Origin of the sequence: Vibrio sp. 1159, assembly GCF_033340395.1 — a bacterium.
Lineage (GTDB): Bacteria > Pseudomonadota > Gammaproteobacteria > Enterobacterales > Vibrionaceae > Vibrio > Vibrio alginolyticus.
In genome coordinates, this window is sequence record NZ_JAWOWL010000001.1 from 377108 (window position 1) to 397571 (window position 20464).

Below are 20464 nucleotides of genomic sequence, written 5' to 3' on the forward strand. Positions count from 1 at the left end.
CGATATTGCTGATGGCTATTAGGCAATTGAAAGAGAGAAGCATGACTGCTTCGTTAAGCAGAAAGCATCAGTGAATCTGCTTTTGCTTCTAGGTTTGTGCCACCCATTAAGTAATCATCGATAGCACGGGCACATTCACGGCCTTCGTTGATACAACGAACCACCAAAGATTGGCCTGTTCGCATATCACCAGCAGCAAATACACCTTCTTGGTTTGTAGCAAAACCTTGAGTTGCTACGTTACCACGATCATCTAGCGCGATATCCAGTTGAGCAAGTACGCCTGTTGGTTCAGGGTGTAGGAATCCCATCGCTAGAAATGCCATATCACATGGAATCACACGCTCGCTGCCTTCTACTTCTTTGAAGCTTGGGCGCTCGCCTGGTTTTGCATCTTGCCAAACGATATCAGCAAGACGAAGGCCTGTGACTTCACCTTTGTCATTTCCGATGAACTCTTTGGTCAGGATGTTCCAGTGACGATCGACACCTTCTTCATGAGAGGTCGAAGTACGTAGGATCATTGGGTATTGAGGCCAAGGCATATTGGCTGGGCGCTTCTCTGGTGGAATCGGCATGATTTCCACTTGAGTTACGCTTGCTGCGCCGTGACGGTTTGACGTACCTACACAGTCTGAACCGGTATCACCACCACCGATGACAACCACATGTTTACCTTTTGCGTGAATCTCTTCCGTTTTCAGGTCCATGTTATTTGCACGGCGGTTGTTTTGACCTAGGAATTCCATTGCGAAGTGAACGCCTTTGAGCTCACGACCCGGAACTGGCAAATCACGTGGAACTGTTGAGCCTCCCGTCAGTAGAACCACATCGAATTCTTGACGCAGTTGCTGAGCATTTACATCAACACCGACGTGTTGGTTTACTTTAAACTCAATGCCAGCTTCTGCCATTAGATTGATCTTGCGATCAATGACTTCCATGCTCAGTTTAAAGTCTGGGATACCAAAACGTAGCAGACCGCCCACTTTCTCGTCTCGCTCGAATACTGTCACGGTATGGCCTGCGCTGTTTAGCTGCTCAGCAGCCGCAAGACCAGCAGGTCCAGAACCAATGATCGCCACCGTTTTACCAGTGCGAGAACGTGGTGTTTTTGGTTTGGCGTACCCTTCACGATACGCCGTTTCTACGATAGTTTTTTCGATATTACAGATAGTGATTGGGTCTTGGTTGATACCAAGAACACAAGCACTTTCACATGGAGCAGGGCAAACACGACCAGTGAACTCTGGGAAGTTATTGGTTGAGCTTAGAATGTTCCAAGCTTCTTCCCAGCTATCACGATAAACCGCATCGTTAAACTCTGGGATGATGTTACCGATAGGGCAGCCGTTATGACAAAACGGCACACCACAATCCATACAACGAGAAGCCTGAGTATTGATCTTGTCACCAAACTCCTCGTTCAGAACGAACTCTTTGTTGTTCTTGATGCGTTCAGCTGGGTCGATCTTCTGTGGTAGTTCACGACCATGCTCTAAAAATCCAGTAGGCTTACCCATTATACGGCCTCCACTTGAGTTTCGTTTCCTTGAGACAGTGCTTCAGCTTTGCGTTTTTGAAGAACCGCTTTATAGTCACGCGGCATTACCTTAGCCATAGAGGCTAGGCTAGCTTCAAAATTGTCTAGGAAAGACTGAGCGACTTCACTTCCTGTGAATTGAACATGCTTAGTTAGCATGTCGAGTAATAGATCTCTGTCTTCTTTCTCGATTGGATCTAAGTCTACTAACTCTGGGTTCAGTTTTGACTCAAAGTCACCTGATTTATCCCATACGTAAGCCACGCCACCACTCATACCTGCGGCAAAGTTACGACCTGTTGACCCAAGGATGATGGCTGCACCGCCAGTCATGTATTCACAACCGTGGTCACCGACGCCTTCTACTACTACTTTCGCGCCTGAGTTACGAACACAGAAACGTTCACCAGCCATACCACGAATGAAAGACTCACCCGAAGTTGCACCGTAGAAGCACACGTTACCAACCACGATGTTGTCTTCCGCGACAATGCTTGATTTCGCATCTGGATAAAGTACTAAAGTACCGCCGGATAAGCCTTTACCCCAGTAGTCGTTCGCGTCGCCTTCCACTTCGAACTTCACGCCCTTAGCTAGGAATGCGCCGAATGACTGACCTGCAGAACCTTTGAACTTCACGTTCATTGGCTGAGGTAGACCTGCATCTTTGTACACTTTCGAGATTTCGTTCGACAACATGGTACCTGCAGAGCGGTCCGTGTTGACGATAGGGAACTCGGCATTCACCGCTTCGCCTTTCTCTAGTGCAGGAATCGCTGCTTGAATCAGCTTACGGTCTAGCACTTCTTCTAGGTTGTGATTCTGCTGAGCTTGGTTGAATACACCGTCCGCTTCGCGTGGTTGCTCAACGTGGAGAACAGGAGACAGATCTAGGTTCTTGTATTTCCAGTGAGAAATGTCTTGGCGAATCTTCAGCTTCTGACCTTGACCGACCATTTCATCGATAGTGCGGAAGCCAAGCTCAGCCATGATTTCACGTAGACCTTGTGCCATGTATTGGAAGAAGGTAACGACGTCTTCTACGCGGCCATCAAAGCGCTCGCGAAGCGTCTTGTTCTGAGTCGCGATACCAACAGGACAAGTGTTCTTATGACACTTACGCATCATGATACAACCTTCAACCACTAATGCTGCGGTTGCTACGCCCCATTCTTCTGCACCAAGTAGTGTTGCCACTGCAAGGTCGCGAGGTGTCTTCATCTGACCATCTGCTTGAACCACGATACGGTTACGTAGACCGTTCTTCAGTAGCGTTTGGTGCGTTTCTGCCAAGCCAAGTTCCCAAGGAAGACCGGTATGGCGGATTGAAGACATTGGTGATGCACCTGTACCGCCGTCGAAACCTGCGATTAGTACAACGTCCGCTTTCGCTTTCGCTACACCAGAAGCGATCGTACCTACGCCTGCTTCTGATACCAGCTTCACGTTTACACGGCCTGCGCGGTTCGCGTTCTTCAAGTCGTAGATAAGCTGAGCCAAATCTTCGATTGAGTAGATATCGTGGTGTGGTGGTGGCGAGATAAGGCCAACGCCCGGAGTCGAGTGACGCGTTGCACCGATCCAGTCATCTACTTTATCGCCTGGTAGCTGACCACCTTCACCTGGCTTCGCACCTTGAGCCATTTTGATTTGCAGCTCTTCAGCGTTAGTTAGGTAGTAAGAGGTTACGCCGAAACGACCTGAAGCCACCTGCTTGATTGCAGAGCGTTCCCAATCGCCGTTCTCTTTGCGCTCGAAACGCATTGGGTCTTCACCACCTTCACCAGAGTTCGATTTCGCGCCAAGACGGTTCATCGCAACAGCTAGTGTGGAGTGTGCTTCGTAAGAAATAGAACCGAATGACATAGCGCCCGTCGCGAAGCGTTTCACGATGCTTTCAATTGGTTCGACTTCGTCGATAGAGATAGAACCTGCTGGGTTCTTAATGAATTCTAGCTGGCTACGCAGAGTTACTGCGTTGTCACCTTGTTTATCTACGGCTGTCGCGTACTGCTTGAACTGATCGTAGTTCTTGTTGCGCGTAGACTCTTGCAGTAGAGAAATGGTTTCTGGGTTGAATAGGTGCTTCTCACCACGCTGTTTCCATTGGTAAACACCACCAACATCCAGCATTTGAATTGGGATTTCGCGTTGTGGGTAACCGATGCGGTGACGGATCAGCACTTCTTTGGCGATATCATCAAGGGTGAGACCTTGGATACGAGAAACTGTACCTGTGAAGTATTTGTCTACCACGGATTTATGGATGCCCAAGGCTTCGAAGATTTGCGCACCATGGTACGACTGTAGCGTTGAGATACCCATCTTCGAGAAGATCTTCAGAAGACCGCCATTGATCGCTTTACGGTAGTTGTTGAACAGATCACGAGGGTTCGCTTCTGGATCCAACTTCTTCGTACGTTGAAGTTCAATGATGGTTTCAATCACTAGGTAAGGGTTAACCGCATTCGCACCGTAACCAAGTAGCGTTGCAAAGTGGTGCGTTTCACGCGCGTCACCAGTTTCAACCACGATGTCACACTTCGCACGTAGACCTTTACGGATCAAGTGGTGGTGCACTGCGCCAACTGCCAGCATTGCTGGAATCGCCGCGTGGTTTGAATTCACTGCGCGGTCAGTGAGTAGGATGATTGAGTAACCATCGATAACCGCGTCTTCTGCGTATTGGCAGATACGTTTTAATGCACGCTCAAGTTTGCCTTGATCTTCACTAGCTTGGAATACGATATCCAACGTTTTCGCTTGTAGGTGCTCGTTATCGATCGCACGCAGTTTTTCAAGCTCTGAGTTCGCCAGAACCGGCGATTCTAATTCGACTTTCTGACAGTGAAGTGGTGTTTCAGTCAGAAGGTTTTGGTCTTTACCCAAGTAAGTGTTCAGCGACATAACCATACGCTCACGGATCGGGTCGATCGGCGGGTTGGTTACCTGTGCAAACAGCTGCTTGAAGTAGTTTGAAAGGTGCTGAGACTGATGAGATAGAACCGCAAGAGGCCAGTCGGCACCCATTGCTGATAATGGCTCTTTCGCGTCATTCGCCATTGGAACGATGATTTCGTTCACTTCTTCAGTGCTTACGCCAAACGCTTGTTGGCGGTGTAGAAGGTGTTCTGGCTTAGGTTGGCTGAACTGGTTGCTCGCATCTGGCAGCTTCTTCAAGCTCAGTAGGTTTTCTTCTACCCATTTCTCGTAAGGCTGTGCCGTTGCGATGGTGTCTTTCACTTCTTCATCGGAGATGATGCGACCTTGCTCTAGGTCTGCAACGAAGATACGACCCGGTTGTAGACGACCACGGAACTCTACGTTCTCTGGTTCAATATCCACAACACCAGATTCAGATGCCATCACTAGGAAGTTATCTTTGGTCACTGTGTAGCGAGAAGGGCGCAGACCGTTACGGTCTAGTGTCGCACCAACTTGAACACCATCAGTAAAACATACTGAAGCAGGACCATCCCATGGTTCCATGATGTTCGCGTGGTACTGATAGAACGCGCGACGTTTAGGATCCATGTTTTTGTTTTCTTGCCATGCTTCCGGGATCATCATCATCAATGCGTGTGGCAGGCTGCGACCAGAAAGAACTAGGAGCTCAAGTGCCATATCGAAGTTAGATGAATCCGAGCTGCCTTCCTGACAGATTGGAAGAAGCATGTCGATTTCAGCCTGAGTAAACAGGTCTGATTCTAGGATTGCTTCACGGGCTTTCATCCAGTTCAAGTTACCGCGAACTGTATTGATTTCACCGTTGTGGGCAATGTAACGGAAAGGCTGTGCAAGACGCCATTTCGGGAAGGTATTGGTAGAGAAACGAGAGTGTACCAGTGCCAGTGCAGTCACCATGGTCGGGTTTTGTAGATCAAGGAAGTACTGAGGTACTTGCTCGGTCGTTAACTGACCTTTGTACACCAATGTCTTGTAAGACATGGAGTTAATGTAGAAGTCGTCACCAATGTTCGAAACGCTTTCTAGGCAAACACGTACAGTATAGTTACGAAGTACGTACAGTTTGCGCTCTAGCTCTTCAGGTGTGATGCCCGGGCCACCAGAGATAAACACATGCTCAAACTGAGGCTCTGTGCTTAGTGGGTCTGCACCGATCATTGAGTTATCGGTTGGCAATACGCGGTAGCCGATAACTTCAAGATCTAGACGTTGTGCGTTACGTTCTAGAATGTCACGGCATTGCTCGCGTTTGTATTCGTCTTTCGGGAAAAGAACGACACCAACACCATACTTTTCAAACGAAGGCAGTTTAATGCCTAGCTTAACGGCTTCTTCTAATAGGAATTCATGAGGTTTTTGTAGCAAGATACCCGCACCATCACCGCTGCATGGGTCACAACCTTGACCACCACGGTGTTCCATGCGAGCCAGCATATCCAATGCTTGAGTCACTACTTCATGAGATTTACGGTTTTTAAGGTGAGCAACAAAACCGATACCACAAGCGTCATGCTCCAGTTCCGGAGTGTACAGACCCTGTGGATTTTGCTCTCTATCTACCATAGATACATCCTTCCAGTTCAATGTCGACGCAAAAGTACCGGGCAGCAAATACTACCTAGACTATTGATTACGTCTTGTCCTTTATATTTATTATCGCCACCGATCTAGGTTGACCGGTCTTGATTCCTTTCCGTATCTCGCAGGAAAAGTTTTGCGAGAAAAACAATCCTTGGTGGTATCCCTTTATTTATTATCACTATCTGGTGATTTATATAGGTAGGAGTGGGATAACACCGACAAATCCCGCAGTGTGCTTTGTAATAAAAGTCACAAAAATAACGGGGTTGTGTAAGTATCCTACAATTTTGTCACTTCAGAATGCAATGAAAAACTCGGCGTTGTGACCCAATTTTTTCGTTTAATTATGCATTTTTAGTTTAACATTTACGCAACATGAACGATTTTTGTCTTTAATTATGCAAGTTTATTGATTTTGACCCGCATGATGGGTGTTTGAATTGATTAATATTGTGTGTTTTTTCTTGCAGGGATGTAATTTATTTACACAGATCGTAGTGAGATTGATTACGATTTATTGTTGGTGAGAATTTATGCAGTTACATGAGTTGGTCAATACAATCGGCCAAGATCTTCAGCGTCGATACGGTGAAAAGGTTCATAAGTTAACATTGCACGGTGGATTTAGTTGCCCTAACCGCGATGGCACGATTGGTCGGGGAGGATGTACATTTTGCAATGTTGCTTCGTTTGCAGATGAAGAAGTCCAGATAAAAAGCATTCACGAACAGTTAAAAGATCGCGCAGGTGAAATTCACAGAGCGAAGAGGTATCTCGCTTATTTTCAGGCCTACACCAGTACCTATGCCGAGGTACAAGTTCTCAAAAACATGTATGAGGAAGCACTAAAGGCTGCAGACATGGTTGGTCTTTGTGTGGGGACGCGTCCTGATTGCGTCCCTGATGCGGTATTGGATTTACTGTCGGGCTATGTACAGCAAGGTTATGAAATTTGGCTAGAACTAGGTCTTCAAACCGCCAACAATGACACCCTCAAACGTATCAATCGTGGTCATGACTTTGAGTGTTATGCCGAAATCACTAAGCGTGCTCGAACACTCGGAATCAAGGTTTGTACTCACTTAATTGTGGGTTTACCCAAAGAAACCCGCGCCGAAAATATTGAAACGCTGCAAAAAGTGTTGGCCGTGGGAACGGATGGCATCAAGTTACATGGCTTGCATATTGTCGAAGGTAGCACCATGGCGAAAGCTTGGCGTGCTGGAAAGCTAGAAGCCCCTGAATTAGAAGAATATGTTGCGATCGCCAGTGAAATGATTCGTATGACACCACCAGATGTGATTTATCATCGCGTTTCATCAGCAGTCAGGAGGCCCACGTTATTATCGCCTCTGTGGTGTGAAAACCGTTGGCTAGCGATGACGGAAATTGGTCGAGATCTCAGTGCTCATGGTGCTCAAGGGAGTCTTACGGGGAATACCTTTATCTATACTAAACCGGAATTAATAGCAGATCGCTCAATAAATAACTGATATATTTTAACCAGTGTTCTTTGAAGGTTTAAACGATGGATCAGTTACTCAATTGGCTTTGGGGTGGTCAAGGCGGTTATGGCTATGTCGTCTTGTTATTAATCGCAGGCGTGTGCGCGTTAGCACTGATCTATTTGCACTTTCAGACGTCACTTAAGCAACTAGTAACGGATTCTCCCTATCCAGTCATAGTGGTGGACACTAGCCATGCTCAGCTCTTGCTATCTAACCAGGCTGCGATGCAGTTATTAGGCATTCGCTCTTTGGGAACGGGGTATTTGTATCCTGCTTTATTCGATATTCATGAGCTTGAGCAGTTTCTCGATCGCTTCTCTAGTCGTCATTTTCGTCAGCAGGCTTTTGACTGGCGACTATCTGATAGTGAATCTATTAAAGTGGAGCTGTCAGGCAGAAAGAGTTTATTGCGCAATCATCGAGTTTGGATTCTTTATGCTCAGCCATATCAAGCCACTCACCAAGAGCAGCAACAAGAACTTGCACAATTAATCATCGCACGTTCGGCATTAGACTCACTTTCAGAGCTGATTTGTACCCAAGACCGCCAAGGCAATCTGTTAACGACCAATCGAGCATTTGATCAATTCTGGCAAGGGCGAAGGGAAGAAGCTTGCGCATCCAAGACCTTGGGTGAGATGACCAGAAAAAGCGAACGTAAATGGACAACGGATCCACAAGGTCGAAGTTGCTTACTGGAAGTCAATCAAAACTCTCTTGTTTCGCCGAGTGGTGAGCTTATCGGTACGCTGTCTATTAGTCATGACGTGACTGAATGGCACAAGATGCAACAGAATCTGCGAGATGAAATGGAGCGTCGCAAAGATACAGAGGTGGCGCTAGCGCAAAGAGATACTATCTTACAAACGATTCTGGATGCCAGTCCGGACTCTATTGGTATTTTCAATGAGAACATGGTCTATCAAGCGTGTAATCAGCCTTTTGTTAAGGCGTTAGGAATTTCAAAAATTTCTGATTTGATAGGTAAGCGCCTCCAAGACGTGATTCCTAAAGAGATGTACGCGCGCTTAGCAGACAGTGACTTAGAAGCATTACGCCAGTTAGAGCCAGTTCGATACATAGATAAAGTCGTGAGTAGTGATGGTAAAAGTACGTGGTTTGATGTGGTGAAATCGCCTTTTAAAGATAAAGCATCAGGAACGAATGGTGTGCTGATCATGGCGCGTGATATTTCTGAGCGTTATCTTGCAGAACAAAAGTTGGAAAAAGCCAACCTAGAGTTAGAAAAATTGAGCTTTATGGATAGCTTAACTCAAGTATCGAACCGACGCCGTTTCGATGAACAACTGCAGGTATTGTGGTACCACCATGCTAGAGAAAAGCTGCCGCTCACCATCATGTTATGTGACATCGACTTTTTCAAAGATTACAACGACTGTTACGGTCACCAACAAGGTGATGAAGCGTTAGTCAGTGTTGCTACCGTGTTTACACAAGTCATCAATCGTTCTTCGGATTGTGTTGCGCGTTATGGTGGCGAGGAGTTTGGTTTTATCTTGCCGAATACCACCACGGAAGGTGCGCGCAACGTAGCACAGCGTATTCATGAGAAAATTCTACAGCTTGATATGGAACACGACAGTTCAGAAGCATCTGAACGCCTTACCGTCAGTATCGGTCTGGTCTCTTACATTCCTCAGCATGGTGATGAACCCGAAATGGGCATCGCTATGGCTGACAGTGCGTTATATCAAGCTAAAGCTGATGGACGTAATCGCACTTGTATTCACCCCAGTTCTTGCTAACGCTTTGTGACCGCTTGCTCTAAGTTGATAGCTGATTGTTTAAATCACCGTATTAAACACGTTAAACTTACACAAGCCTGTGCGCTCGTTGGTTTATCTTTTTATCTCGTGTCACAAGCGCAGATCGCACCGTGTGTTTTTCACTAATCAAACAGACCTAAATTGCGTTAGGTCGAGTGCATTTACCTGTTTTTCATCATCGAATGGCGCTATCTAGCCACCACCATGGAGTAGTTAATGAAACCCATGAAAAATCTCGCCCAGTATTATGTCGACTTGCTAGTCAAACTGGGGATTGTTCGCTTCTCTATTTTGCTAGCCCTTGCGCTGGTGGCATTAGCTGTTGTGGTGCAGGTAGGGATTACTTTAGCTCTCAAAGGGCGAGTAGATGATATCGACATTGTCCGTTCGGTGTTTTTTGGTCTATTGATCACCCCTTGGGCGGTTTACTTCCTCTCTGTGGTTGTAGATCAACTAGAAGAGTCTCGCCAGCGTTTAACTAAGCTGGTGTCCAAACTGAAGGACATGCGTTCGCGAGATCAAGAGCTGAATTACCAACTTCAACAAAACATTGAAAAGCTTAACCAAGAAATTGAAGAGCGTATTAAAGCGGAAGAAGCACGTGAAGAGGCGATGCAAGACCTCGAAAATGAGGTGTTCCAACGCGAACGTACTCAATTAGAGTTGGCAGAACGTACCGCATTACTGCGTTCATTTATTGATGCCTCACCAGACTTAATTTACTACCGCAATGCGGATGGTGTTTTCTCTGGCTGTAACCGCGCGATGGAAGAGCTAACGGGCAAGAAAGAGCACCAGTTAGTCGGATTAAGCCCTTGGGATGTGTATAGCAAAGAAATCGCCGAGCATATCGTTGATACTGACCAAAAGGTTTTTGCCGATAATCAAGCAATTACTTACGAGCAATGGCTCGAATACCCAGATGGTCGCAAGCATTACTTTGAGCTGCGTAAAGTGCCATTTTACAGCAAAGATGGCCGCCACCTTGGTCTCGTTGGGTTCGGTCGTGATATCACTGAACGTAAGCGCCATGAAGAGTCGTTAGAGAAAGCAAGCCGCGACAAAACTACCTTCATCTCAACCATCAGTCATGAGCTGCGAACGCCGCTGAATGGCATTGTAGGCTTAAGTCGTATGCTTCTAGATAGTCCGTTGACAGAAGAGCAGCGTAAACACATGCAGACCATCAATGTGAGTGCGATTACGCTAGGTAACATCTTCAACGATATTATCGATATGGATAAATTTGATCGCCGTAAGTTAGAACTATTACCTGCGCCACTTAACTTCGAAGACTTCGTCGCAGAGATTGAGAGCATCTCAGCTCTGATGGCGGAACAAAAAGGGTTACGCTTTGATTTAGAACGTTTAAGCGACTTGCCAAAAGCAATTGAAGTGGATGCAACCCGTCTACGTCAGGTGATTTGGAACCTAGTCAGCAACGCAATGAAGTTCACCAAAGAAGGTGGCGTTGTGATGACAGTGAGTGCGGATGTCGAAGACGATTTTGCGACCATTATTATGGAAGTGGAAGACACAGGTATTGGTATTCCAGACGAAGAGCTAGATAAGATCTTTGCGATGTACTACCAAGTGAAATCAGGCAAGGACAACCTGCATGCGGTCGGTACAGGTATTGGTTTGGCGGTATCTAAGCAACTGATCAATATGATGGATGGTGACATTACGGTTACCAGTGAGGAAGGCTTTGGTAGCACTTTTACTGTATCGATCCACGTTCCGATTGTTGAACTAGCTGAGCCAGTCATTGATGCGAAACGCGACAATGTGCGCCTCAACATATTTATGGTCGAAGACATCGAGCTTAACGTAACTGTGGCTAAATCGTTACTTGAGAGCCTAGGGCACTCTGTCACCGTGGCAATGACGGGCCAAGAAGCGTTAGTGAACTTTGTGCCAGAAAAATACGACTTAGCGTTGTTGGATATCCAACTGCCTGATATGACGGGCTTTGATGTCGCCAATTATTACCGCAAGCATTATAACAATCTTCCTCCATTGGTCGCCTTAACTGCTAATGTAATGAAAGATCGTCGTGAATACTTAGATAACGGCATGGATGATGCGATCAGTAAGCCGCTGGCAGTGAATGCTATTCAGTCAGTGATTGATAAGTTCTTCGCTCACCAGTTAGAACAACCTAAGGAAGTGGTGAGCGGTCCCGAAACAGTGGAAGAGCCAGTCCCTTCTCCTGTGATTGAGACACATTTGCTCGATATGGATATGTTAGAGTCTTACGTCGACATTGTTGGTGCAAAACCTGTCTACGACAGCATAAAAATGTTTGAAGATATGATGCCAGACTATATTGATGTCTTAGATTCGAACATGACAGCGAAAGATCAAGATGGGATTGTTTCTGAAGCGCATAAAATCAAAGGTGCTGCAGGTTCAATTGGCCTGAAACGTATCCAAAGTGTGGCGCAAAAAGCGCAATCGCCTGATATGCCAGCATGGTGGGAAAACATTTCAGACTGGGTTGAAGAGATCAAAAATGAATACCAAAACGATATTCAAGTCCTCAAAAGTTGGTTGGAACAAAGGAAATAACATGAAAAGAATCGCACCATTGGCATTAGCCATGGCATTGATGGCAGGCTGTAGTTCCGTTCCAAATGTGAATTGGCAACAAAACAGTCAGATTACGATTAATGAGGTTAATGTTGAGCTCAAAAGTAATTTATGGGTGAACCTCATGCCGAATATTGGGGACGTGGAAGAGCAAAGTATTCAAGGTGCACTTTACCTCGAAGGAGATCAGTTACTTCCTGCAAATCTAACGGCAGAAGCTCTTATTATTAAACAGGGGCAAAAAGAGTGGTTGGTGGACAGTGCGTCTTTAGATACTCGAACGCACAGTGAAAGCCGATGGGAGGTGGCGTTCTCGTCTCACATTGATGTGAACACAGAAAAATCGGTTGATATCGCAGTGCTTCTAGACGATGCGGGTAAACAGCGTTGGTTAGTCGAAAAGTACGTGAAGATTAACAAGGTTTATTAACCGCAATGATGTTGCATTAGTCGTTAGACCTAAAACAAAAAGGGCTTGCTCAATGAGCAAGCCCTTTGCATATTAGCGGTTAAATCTAATCTTCTAGATCGCCACAGAAGCGGTAACCTTCGCCGTGGATAGTGGCGATGATTTCTGGCGTACCTGAAACAGACTCAAAGTGCTTACGGATACGACGAATCGTTACGTCTACAGTACGGTCGTGTGGCTTAAGTTCACGACCAGTCATCTTCTTAAGAAGATCTGCACGAGTTTGAATCTTACCCGGGTTCTCACAGAAGTGCAGTAATGCGCGGAACTCAGAGCGAGGTAGCTTGTAGCTATCACCAGCAGGGCTTACTAGAGAGCGGCTGTTGATGTCTAGTACCCAACCGTTGAATTCATACTTTTCTACCGAGCGCTTCTCTTCTTGCACCGCGTTAGAGCTCATTGAGCGACTAAGTAGGTTACGTGCACGAATAGTTAGTTCACGTGGGTTGAATGGTTTAGTGATGTAGTCATCTGCACCAATCTCAAGACCTAGGATCTTGTCTACTTCATTGTCACGGCCTGTCAGGAACATTAAAGCAATGTTCGCTTGCTCGCGTAATTCACGCGCTAGTAGAAGGCCATTCTTGCCTGGAAGATTAATGTCCATAATAACCAAGTTGACTGAGTTATCAGACAACACTTGGTGCATCTCTTCACCGTCACTGGCTTCAAAAACAGCGTATCCCTCTGCTTCAAAAATACTCTTAAGAGTGTTACGAGTTACTTGCTCATCTTCAACGATAAGAATCTGCGGGGTTTGCATTGGCGGTACCTAAATTTGTGACAAAATTGTGCTAATAGAATAAATTCTAGGCAAAAATATAACATACAGGTAATGTGATTTTGATAATAAATCAAGTTGATCAAAAAAACACTTCTTTCAGTTATCCGCCCTCCATGGAATTTTGCCAACTCACCAGTATCCAATGGCGACGTTTATTCTAAAGGGCTTGTTTACCTTTCATTTCCTGCTTTCAGTGGGGCCTGAAACGTAAACACCCTAAGATATTGAGCGGATTTTATATTGTTAACAGCATGCTAACAATGCTCAAATGTTAATTCCATTCAGTTTGTTGATTTATATCAATTGATGAAATGTAACTGTTATTAATCGTTTAAGACTTATGATAGAAAAAAGTAATAAGAACATAGACGCATCGTTATGGAATGCTTATTCAGAATCTTTTTTCAGATTCGAAGCCGAGTGGCGTGTTTCAAACTATGCTGTGATAACCGCTTGGAACCCATACAGTAACTTGAGGTCCAAAGAAGAGAACAGCATAAACAATCACGCGTTAGAAAAACAGCTACAGCACGTTAATTACGCGCCTGTCACGGTAGGTGATAGCGCTTTTACATGGTATGAGGAAAGCTTTGCCGTCGAGTTGTCGCCAGAGGTAGCCGTTGAATTGGCGAGTGACTTTCAACAAAACGCGATTTATTACGTCATTAATGACCAACTTTATCTTATTGCGTGCTCGCAGCCGAAAGTTTTTCATACGTTAGGCTCCATTAAACCTCGGCTCGTATAGAAGGTATAGAAAAGGATACTGCTCACTGAAGCACCGCTTGGGTGAGAAAATTCACGGAGGAAATATGAGAGACATTACACCCGATATTTGTGACCAATTTGAAGACCAAGTGAGCTTGCTTACTTTACCATTGCAGAACTTTGGTCAACGTAGCGCTTTTTACGGTGAAATCGTTACGGTGCGCTGCTATCACGATAACTCGAAAGTGCGTGAAGTACTGGGCGAAGATGGAACGGGTAAAGTATTGATTGTTGACGGACATGGATCGTGTCAGAGAGCATTACTCGGCGATCAATTAGCGATACTCGGAATAGAAAATGGGTGGGAAGGTATCATTGTCTATGGTGCAATACGCGACGTAGCACAAATATCTCAAATGGACATTGGCGTTCAAGCTCTTGGAACTAACCCGTTTAAAACAGAGAAACGCGGGATAGGAGAGGTAAACGTAACCTTAACGATGCAAAACCAAATCGTTCAACCTAAGCACTACGTTTACGCGGACTGGAACGGTGTGTTGATTTCTAAGCAAAAGCTGGACTTCTAAAAACGAAAGCCTAAACCAACCTCAAAGCCTTGTTGCCAATCTTGGTAATCAAGAGTCGCGTGAAGATCCAGTTTATCGGTAATTTTTACGCGACTTGAGACTTCAGCCGCGAGGCTACTGTCGTCTTGGCGAATACCTTCCGCTGTTTCGTTCTTGTAAGAGCGAACTGTACTTTTCAGCGTGACACGATCATTAAAGTGATAGCTGATCCCACTCAAAAAACCACTTTGATTTTGGGTAGGAGAGTTATTGACTCGTGCACCGACATAAACGTCTACCGAATCAAAAAGTTCGTAAGCGTAACCCGTATCGATATTCCAAACATCAAAACTGTCAGACTGATAACTGTCGCTGGAAATGAATAGTTTATGAGGAGAAGGGGATGTTTTACCTGGAAGCGGCGGAAGCTCGTTTGCTAGACAAACACCAGGCACAAAAAACAGCAACAGAAAAAGCCATCTTTTCATGTTCACCACTCCTTGTGTCAACTTTTTTATTAGTATGCGCCCAAAGCTTCTCACTATTAAAGCATAGAATATGAAAGCTAGCTCACCTATTTTCTAAATAATTCGATCCTATGAACATAAGTCACAGTTAAGTTGTTGTTATGTGTCACAACCCTCTCGAATTATTTGATCGTACGTTTTATGGCAAAGATCAGACTAGTTATTAGATAAAAAACCGAACTGGTGATGATGGTTAAGTCCTTTACAAAAACTAACTGTAGATTTTCAAATGATCAATAATGTGTAATTAACTATAAATATCAATGACATTGATTAGCAGAAATCTCTGAAAGATGGAAAAACAAACAATTTTTTGTTGACTATGTATCAGAAACTCGGTAAACGTAGAGTTAAGCAAACACAATTAACGTTGAATATTTATTTATGCCATCTAACAGCCTAGTAGTAATGACCACGACCATTATTATTACCGACACGACACATGTTGGGGCAGGCTGCTGAGCGAAAGAAATTCACAAAAAAGGCCTGTATCCAACAAGATACAGGCCTTTTTTTATGCTTTTTTTATCCAGAATTTAGACAAATTTAAGAAGATATACCGGAGGAAGGGATGCGAGTATTGAAGTTTGGCGGATCATCACTAGCTGATGCAGATCGCTTTTTGAGAGCGGCAGACATTATTGCCAATAACGCTCAACAAGAAGAAGTAGCGGTTGTTCTTTCCGCTCCTGGTAAAACAACAAACAAATTGGTTGCGGTCATTGAAGGCGCATTGCGCAATGGTGAAGCAGAACTACAAATCAAAGAGTTGGAGGAGTCGTTTAAAACGCTCTTCACTCAAATCCAAGCAGTACTACCCAATATCGATGGTTCAGCTTTCGATAACCAAGTGAAAACTTCTCTCTCTCGATTACGCCAATTCGTTCATGGCATCAATCTTCTTGGCATGTGCCCAAACAATGTTAATGCACGTATTATTAGCAAAGGCGAACGCGTTTCGATTCAATTGATGAAAGCGGTGTTAGAAGCCAAAGGCCAGCCAGCACATCTTATCGACCCAGTTGAATACCTATACGCAAAAGGTGATCACCTTGAAGCCATGGTTGATGTAGATGTTTCAACGCAAAACTTCCGCCAAAACCCTCTTCCTCTGGGCCATGTGAATATCATGCCTGGTTTTACCGCAGGTAACGAGAAAGGTGAATTGGTAACACTTGGTCGCAATGGCTCTGATTATTCGGCGGCGGTTCTTGCGGCGTGTCTGCGCGCAGATTGTTGTGAGATCTGGACTGACGTAGACGGTGTATACAACTGCGACCCTCGTTTAGTGGAAGATGCTCGCTTACTTAAATCTCTTAGCTACCAAGAAGCAATGGAGCTTTCTTACTTCGGTGCTTCCGTTTTGCATCCGAAGACCATTGCTCCTATCGCGCAGTTCCACATCCCATGTCTGATCAAAAACAGCTTTAACCCACAAGGTGCAGGAACTCTGATTGGGCAAGACACTGGTGAAGACAATCTGGCGATCAAAGGTATCACGACGCTAAACGACCTAACCATGGTTAACGTCTCCGGCCCAGGTATGAAGGGTATGGTTGGCATGGCAAGCCGCGTATTTGGCGCAATGTCTTCCGCTGGTGTGTCTATTGTTCTTATTACTCAGTCTTCTTCTGAGTACAGCATTAGCTTCTGTATTGAGGCAGAAGATAAAGCAAAAGCGCAACAAGTACTGGCCGATGCGTTTGAGTTGGAACTGAAAGATAGCTTATTAGAGCCGGTCGAGTTTATTGATAATGTTTCAATCATAACGTTGGTTGGTGACGGCATGCGTACATCGCGCGGTGTTGCATCTCGCTTCTTCTCATCTCTTGCTGAAGTGAACGTAAACATTGTAGCCATCGCACAGGGCTCATCTGAGCGTGCAATCTCAGCCGTGATTCCTGAAGATAAAATCTCTGAAGCAATAAAAGCGTGTCATGAGAACCTATTCAACTCTAAGCACTTCTTAGACGTATTCGTGGTTGGTATTGGCGGCGTTGGTGGTGAGCTGGTGGATCAGATCGAGCGTCAACAGGCGAAGCTTGCGGAAAAAGGCATCGTTATTCGCGTGTGTGGCTTGGCAAACAGCAAAGGTCTTTTACTTGATAGTGAAGGTCTGCCACTCGAGCATTGGCGTGATCGTATGTCGGCAGCGACAGAAGAGTTCAGCCTAGCGCGTTTGATTTCTTTGGTTCAACGTAACCACATCATCAACCCAGTATTGGTTGACTGTACATCAAGTGAAGATATCGCGAACCAATACGCTGATTTCCTAGCAGCTGGTTTCCATGTCGTTACACCAAATAAAAAAGCAAACACAGCAAGCATGGCTTACTACCATCAGCTTCGCGATGTTGCGCGCAGCTCTCGTCGCAAGCTGATGTACGAAACAACTGTGGGGGCGGGTCTACCGGTAATCGAAAACCTGCAAAACCTAATCTCAGCGGGTGATGAGCTAGAGCGCTTTAGCGGTATTCTTTCTGGCTCTCTGTCATACATCTTCGGTAAGTTAGATGAAGGTATGAGCCTAAGTGAAGCAACTAATATCGCAAAAGAAAATGGTTTTACTGAACCGGATCCTCGTGATGATCTTTCTGGTATGGATGTCGCGCGTAAGCTTCTGATCCTGGCTCGTGAAGCAGGCATGTCTCTAGAACTAGAAGACGTTGTGGTTGATCAAGCTCTGCCACCAGGCTTTGATGATTCTGGTAGCGTTGATGAATTTATGGCGCGTTTACCTGAAGCAGACGCTTACTTTAAAGAATTATCTGCAAAGGCAGCGGAAGAAGGCAAAGTACTGCGCTATGTTGGTGAGATTAATGAGGGCAAGTGCACAGTAAGCATCGCAGCGGTGGATGAAAACGATCCAATGTATAAAATCAAGGACGGTGAAAACGCACTGGCATTTTACAGCCGTTATTATCAGCCAATCCCACTAGTGTTACGTGGCTATGGTGCAGGCACCGAAGTAACGGCTGCGGGTGTATTTTCTGACGTGATGCGTACTTTAGGTTGGAAACTAGGGGTATAACAATAATGAGTTCAAGTGATATGGATGTAGTGGTTTATGCCCCAGCATCAATTGGTAATGTAAGCGTTGGCTTTGATGTGCTGGGGGCTGCCGTGTCTCCAGTGGATGGCACACTATTGGGTGACCGTGTATTGGTGAAATCTGGGGCTGATCCGTTCAGCCTTAAAACGGCGGGTGATTTTGTTGAGAAATTGCCAACTGAACCAAAAGAGAACATCGTCTACGACTGTTGGCTCGTGTTTGCTCGTGAGTTAGACAAAAAAGGCGTTGAGCTAAAACCACTTGAGATGACGCTAGAAAAGAACATGCCAATTGGCTCTGGTTTAGGCTCAAGTGCATGTTCTATAGTTGCTGCATTAGATGCATTGAACCGATTCCATGGACAGCCACTTAACGAGACAGAATTACTAGCGCTGATGGGAGAGATGGAAGGCAAGATCTCTGGTGGTATTCACTACGACAACGTTGCGCCATGTTACCTTGGTGGTGTGCAACTGATGCTTGAAGAGTTGGGTATCATCAGTCAAGAAGTGCCTTGCTTTGATGATTGGTACTGGGTGATGGCGTATCCGGGTATCAAGGTATCAACGGCGGAAGCGCGTGAGATCCTACCATCTCAATACCGCCGACAAGATATCATCGCTCATGGTCGCCACCTTGCGGGCTTTATTCATGCGTGTCATTCTGGTCAGCCAGAACTTGCTGCAAAAATGATCAAAGACGTGATCGCAGAACCGTATCGTGAGAAACTGCTTCCAGGTTTTGCGAATGCACGTCAATACGCAGCGTCTGCGGGTGCATTGGCAACCGGTATTTCTGGCAGTGGTCCGACACTGTTCAGTATTTGCAAAGAGAAAGATGTCGCTGAGCGAGTTGCTCGCTGGTTAGAACAAAACTACGTACAAAACGAAGAAGGATTCGTCCACGTTTGTCGTCTAGATAAGCAGGGTTCGAAAGTAACAGGAAGTGAGCTATGAAGCTTTACAATATAAAAGAAAATGATGAACAAGTTTCCTTTGGCCAAGCCGTTCGCCAAGGGTTAGGTCGCAATCAAGGCCTATTTTTCCCATCGGAATTACCAAAATTTGAAGATATCGATGCGCTGCTTGCAGAAGACTTTGTCTCTCGTAGCACTAAGATTCTATCGGCGTTAATTGGAGATGAACTTGCAGAAGAGCAAGTGAATGCTCTTGTTGATGCTGCATTTCAATTCCCTGCGCCTATCAACCAAGTAAAAGACGGTGTTTACGCACTGGAGCTGTTCCATGGTCCAACGCTTGCGTTTAAAGACTTTGGTGGTCGCTTTATGGCGCAATCTCTTGCTGCGGTTTCGGATGGCGGCAAGATCACTATCCTAACGGCAACTTCTGGCGATACTGGCGCAGCGGTTGCACATGCTTTCTACGGTATGGAAGACATCAACGTTGTAATTCTTTACCCGAAAGGTAAGATCAGCCCACTGCAAGAGAAGCTATTCTGTACGCTTGGTAAAAACATTCACACTGTCGCGATCGATGGAGACTTCGATGCGTGTCAGGCACTGGTTAAGCAAGCTTTTGGTGATTCAGCACTGCGTGAAGAGATCGGTCTGAACTCTGCAAACTCAATCAACATCAGCCGTTTGATGGCGCAAATCTGTTACTACTTTGAAGCAGCTGCGCAAATGAGCAAGCAAGAGCGTGAAAACCTAGTGGTATCAGTACCAAGCGGTAACTTCGGTAACCTAACTGCTGGTCTACTGGCAAAAGCACTGGGTCTACCTATTAAGCGCTTTATCGCGGCAACGAATGCCAATGACACTGTGCCACGCTACCTAGAAACAGGTAAGTGGGAGCCAAAACCAACAGTCGCAACAACATCGAACGCGATGGACGTGAGCCAACCAAACAACTGGCCTCGTATTGAAGAGCTGTGCCGCGTGAAAGAGTGGGGCTTGGAGACGTTAGGTAAAGGCGCAGTATCTGATGAGCAAAGCGCACAGTCAGTGAAAGATTTACATGCTCTAGGCTACCTATGCGAACCGCATGGTGCGATTGCTTACCGAGTGCTTGAAGAACAATTGCAAGACGGTGAAACCGGTCTGTTCCTATGTACTGCTCACCCTGCGAAGTTCAAAGAAGTGGTGGATGATATTCTAGAATCCGATATCGACCTTCCTGCGCCACTAGCGAAGCACGCTGCGATGGAGCTGCTATCGGAAGAGCTCGACGCAGACTTTGACGCATTGAAACAAGTACTGCGCCGCGTGCAGTAAGCTTCAAAGTATAGTAAGTATCAAAAACAGAAATAACGAGAGGTGAATGAGTAATCATTCACCTTTTTTATTTTCAGCCCTAAACCACCTACTTCAGTAGGTGGTTATCATCCGTTTCGGCTTTGCCTGTAAAACTACTCATGCTAA

The 20464-nt window shown here is 45.6% G+C and carries 14 protein-coding genes and 1 other annotated feature; of the genes, 10 read left to right on the forward strand and 4 right to left on the reverse strand.

Going from position 1 to position 20464, the window contains the following annotated elements; all coding sequences use genetic code 11:
- Positions 1–53: 53 nt before the first annotated feature.
- Both R7127_RS01760 and gltB read right to left on the reverse strand, forming a co-directional pair.
- The gene (locus R7127_RS01760) at positions 54–1523 is read right to left on the reverse strand and encodes a glutamate synthase subunit beta (protein ID WP_064376566.1); all 1470 of its coding nucleotides are present in this window, start codon (positions 1521–1523) and stop codon (positions 54–56) included.
- A complete protein-coding gene (gene gltB / locus R7127_RS01765; protein ID WP_064376567.1) occupies positions 1523–6073 on the reverse strand; it encodes a glutamate synthase large subunit in 4551 nt (1516 codons plus the stop codon). Before gltB ends, R7127_RS01760 begins: the two co-directional genes overlap by 1 nt.
- 551 nt (positions 6074–6624) lie before the next feature.
- On the opposite strand from gltB, the gene R7127_RS01770 reads away from it, so the two are divergent.
- The 4 genes from R7127_RS01770 to R7127_RS01785 all read left to right on the forward strand — a co-directional run bounded on the left by R7127_RS01770 (position 6625) and on the right by R7127_RS01785 (position 12408).
- On the forward strand, positions 6625–7584 hold the full coding sequence (locus R7127_RS01770) for a TIGR01212 family radical SAM protein (protein ID WP_064376568.1): 960 nt from the start codon (positions 6625–6627) through the stop codon (positions 7582–7584).
- Positions 7585–7619: 35 nt separating this feature from the next.
- Complete coding sequence (locus R7127_RS01775; RefSeq protein WP_033906101.1) at positions 7620–9365, forward strand: GGDEF domain-containing protein; 1746 nt, start codon at positions 7620–7622, stop codon at positions 9363–9365.
- 237 nt (positions 9366–9602) lie between these two features.
- A complete protein-coding gene (gene arcB / locus R7127_RS01780; protein ID WP_005381826.1) occupies positions 9603–11957 on the forward strand; it encodes an aerobic respiration two-component sensor histidine kinase ArcB in 2355 nt (784 codons plus the stop codon).
- 1 nt (position 11958) lies between these two features.
- Complete coding sequence (locus R7127_RS01785; protein ID WP_005381825.1) at positions 11959–12408, forward strand: hypothetical protein; 450 nt, start codon at positions 11959–11961, stop codon at positions 12406–12408.
- Between the two features lie 85 nt (positions 12409–12493).
- Here the strand turns inward: R7127_RS01785 and arcA are convergent, their stop codons facing one another.
- Positions 12494–13210, reverse strand: a complete 717-nt coding sequence (arcA, locus tag R7127_RS01790) for a two-component system response regulator ArcA (protein ID WP_005381824.1) — start codon at positions 13208–13210, stop codon at positions 12494–12496.
- A 361-nt stretch (positions 13211–13571) separates the two neighbouring features.
- Between arcA and R7127_RS01795 the strand changes: the two genes are divergently transcribed.
- Complete coding sequence (locus tag R7127_RS01795) at positions 13572–13979, forward strand: DUF3293 domain-containing protein (RefSeq protein ID WP_005381823.1); 408 nt, start codon at positions 13572–13574, stop codon at positions 13977–13979.
- A 64-nt stretch (positions 13980–14043) separates the two neighbouring features.
- Positions 14044–14526: a putative 4-hydroxy-4-methyl-2-oxoglutarate aldolase gene (locus R7127_RS01800; RefSeq protein ID WP_005381822.1), complete on the forward strand. Its 483-nt coding sequence runs from the start codon at positions 14044–14046 to the stop codon at positions 14524–14526.
- Here the strand turns inward: R7127_RS01800 and R7127_RS01805 are convergent.
- Complete coding sequence (locus R7127_RS01805; protein WP_047102035.1) at positions 14523–14993, reverse strand: hypothetical protein; 471 nt, start codon at positions 14991–14993, stop codon at positions 14523–14525. The two genes, R7127_RS01800 and R7127_RS01805, sit on opposite strands and share 4 nt — an antisense overlap.
- 423 nt (positions 14994–15416) lie before the next feature.
- Between R7127_RS01805 and thrL the strand changes: the two genes are divergently transcribed.
- The 4 genes from thrL (at position 15417) to thrC (ending at position 20317) form a co-directional block, all read left to right on the forward strand.
- Positions 15417–15494 (forward strand): thr operon leader peptide, encoded by a 78-nt coding sequence (gene thrL, locus R7127_RS01810; RefSeq protein WP_074192076.1) that lies wholly within the window; start codon positions 15417–15419, stop codon positions 15492–15494.
- Positions 15430–15549, forward strand: a sequence feature (Thr leader region). Its footprint overlaps the gene before it by 65 nt.
- A 54-nt stretch (positions 15550–15603) precedes the next feature.
- A complete protein-coding gene (thrA, locus tag R7127_RS01815; RefSeq protein ID WP_256901119.1) occupies positions 15604–18063 on the forward strand; it encodes a bifunctional aspartate kinase/homoserine dehydrogenase I in 2460 nt (819 codons plus the stop codon).
- Positions 18064–18083: 20 nt separating this feature from the next.
- Complete coding sequence (thrB, locus tag R7127_RS01820; RefSeq protein ID WP_017635074.1) at positions 18084–19040, forward strand: homoserine kinase; 957 nt, start codon at positions 18084–18086, stop codon at positions 19038–19040.
- On the forward strand, positions 19037–20317 hold the full coding sequence (thrC, locus tag R7127_RS01825; protein ID WP_132936765.1) for a threonine synthase: 1281 nt from the start codon (positions 19037–19039) through the stop codon (positions 20315–20317). The genes thrB and thrC overlap by 4 nt, the downstream gene beginning before the upstream one ends.
- Positions 20318–20464 lie beyond the last annotated feature (147 nt).

Bases quoted from the DNA above. Each gene is read 5' to 3' on its own strand.
- thrC (WP_132936765.1), top strand. From the start codon at position 19,037: ATGAAGCTTTACAATATAAAAGAAAATGATGAACAAGTTTCCTTTGGC.
- R7127_RS01805 (WP_047102035.1), bottom strand. From the start codon at position 14,993: ATGAAAAGATGGCTTTTTCTGTTGCTGTTTTTTGTGCCTGGTGTTTGT.
- arcB (WP_005381826.1), top strand. From the start codon at position 9,603: ATGAAACCCATGAAAAATCTCGCCCAGTATTATGTCGACTTGCTAGTC.
- R7127_RS01760 (WP_064376566.1), bottom strand. From the start codon at position 1,523: ATGGGTAAGCCTACTGGATTTTTAGAGCATGGTCGTGAACTACCACAG.
- R7127_RS01800 (WP_005381822.1), top strand. From the start codon at position 14,044: ATGAGAGACATTACACCCGATATTTGTGACCAATTTGAAGACCAAGTG.
- R7127_RS01775 (WP_033906101.1), top strand. From the start codon at position 7,620: ATGGATCAGTTACTCAATTGGCTTTGGGGTGGTCAAGGCGGTTATGGC.
- R7127_RS01785 (WP_005381825.1), top strand. From the start codon at position 11,959: ATGAAAAGAATCGCACCATTGGCATTAGCCATGGCATTGATGGCAGGC.
- thrA (WP_256901119.1), top strand. From the start codon at position 15,604: ATGCGAGTATTGAAGTTTGGCGGATCATCACTAGCTGATGCAGATCGC.
- thrB (WP_017635074.1), top strand. From the start codon at position 18,084: ATGGATGTAGTGGTTTATGCCCCAGCATCAATTGGTAATGTAAGCGTT.
- arcA (WP_005381824.1), bottom strand. From the start codon at position 13,210: ATGCAAACCCCGCAGATTCTTATCGTTGAAGATGAGCAAGTAACTCGT.
- R7127_RS01770 (WP_064376568.1), top strand. From the start codon at position 6,625: ATGCAGTTACATGAGTTGGTCAATACAATCGGCCAAGATCTTCAGCGT.
- gltB (WP_064376567.1), bottom strand. From the start codon at position 6,073: ATGGTAGATAGAGAGCAAAATCCACAGGGTCTGTACACTCCGGAACTG.
- thrL (WP_074192076.1), top strand. From the start codon at position 15,417: ATGCCATCTAACAGCCTAGTAGTAATGACCACGACCATTATTATTACC.
- R7127_RS01795 (WP_005381823.1), top strand. From the start codon at position 13,572: ATGATAGAAAAAAGTAATAAGAACATAGACGCATCGTTATGGAATGCT.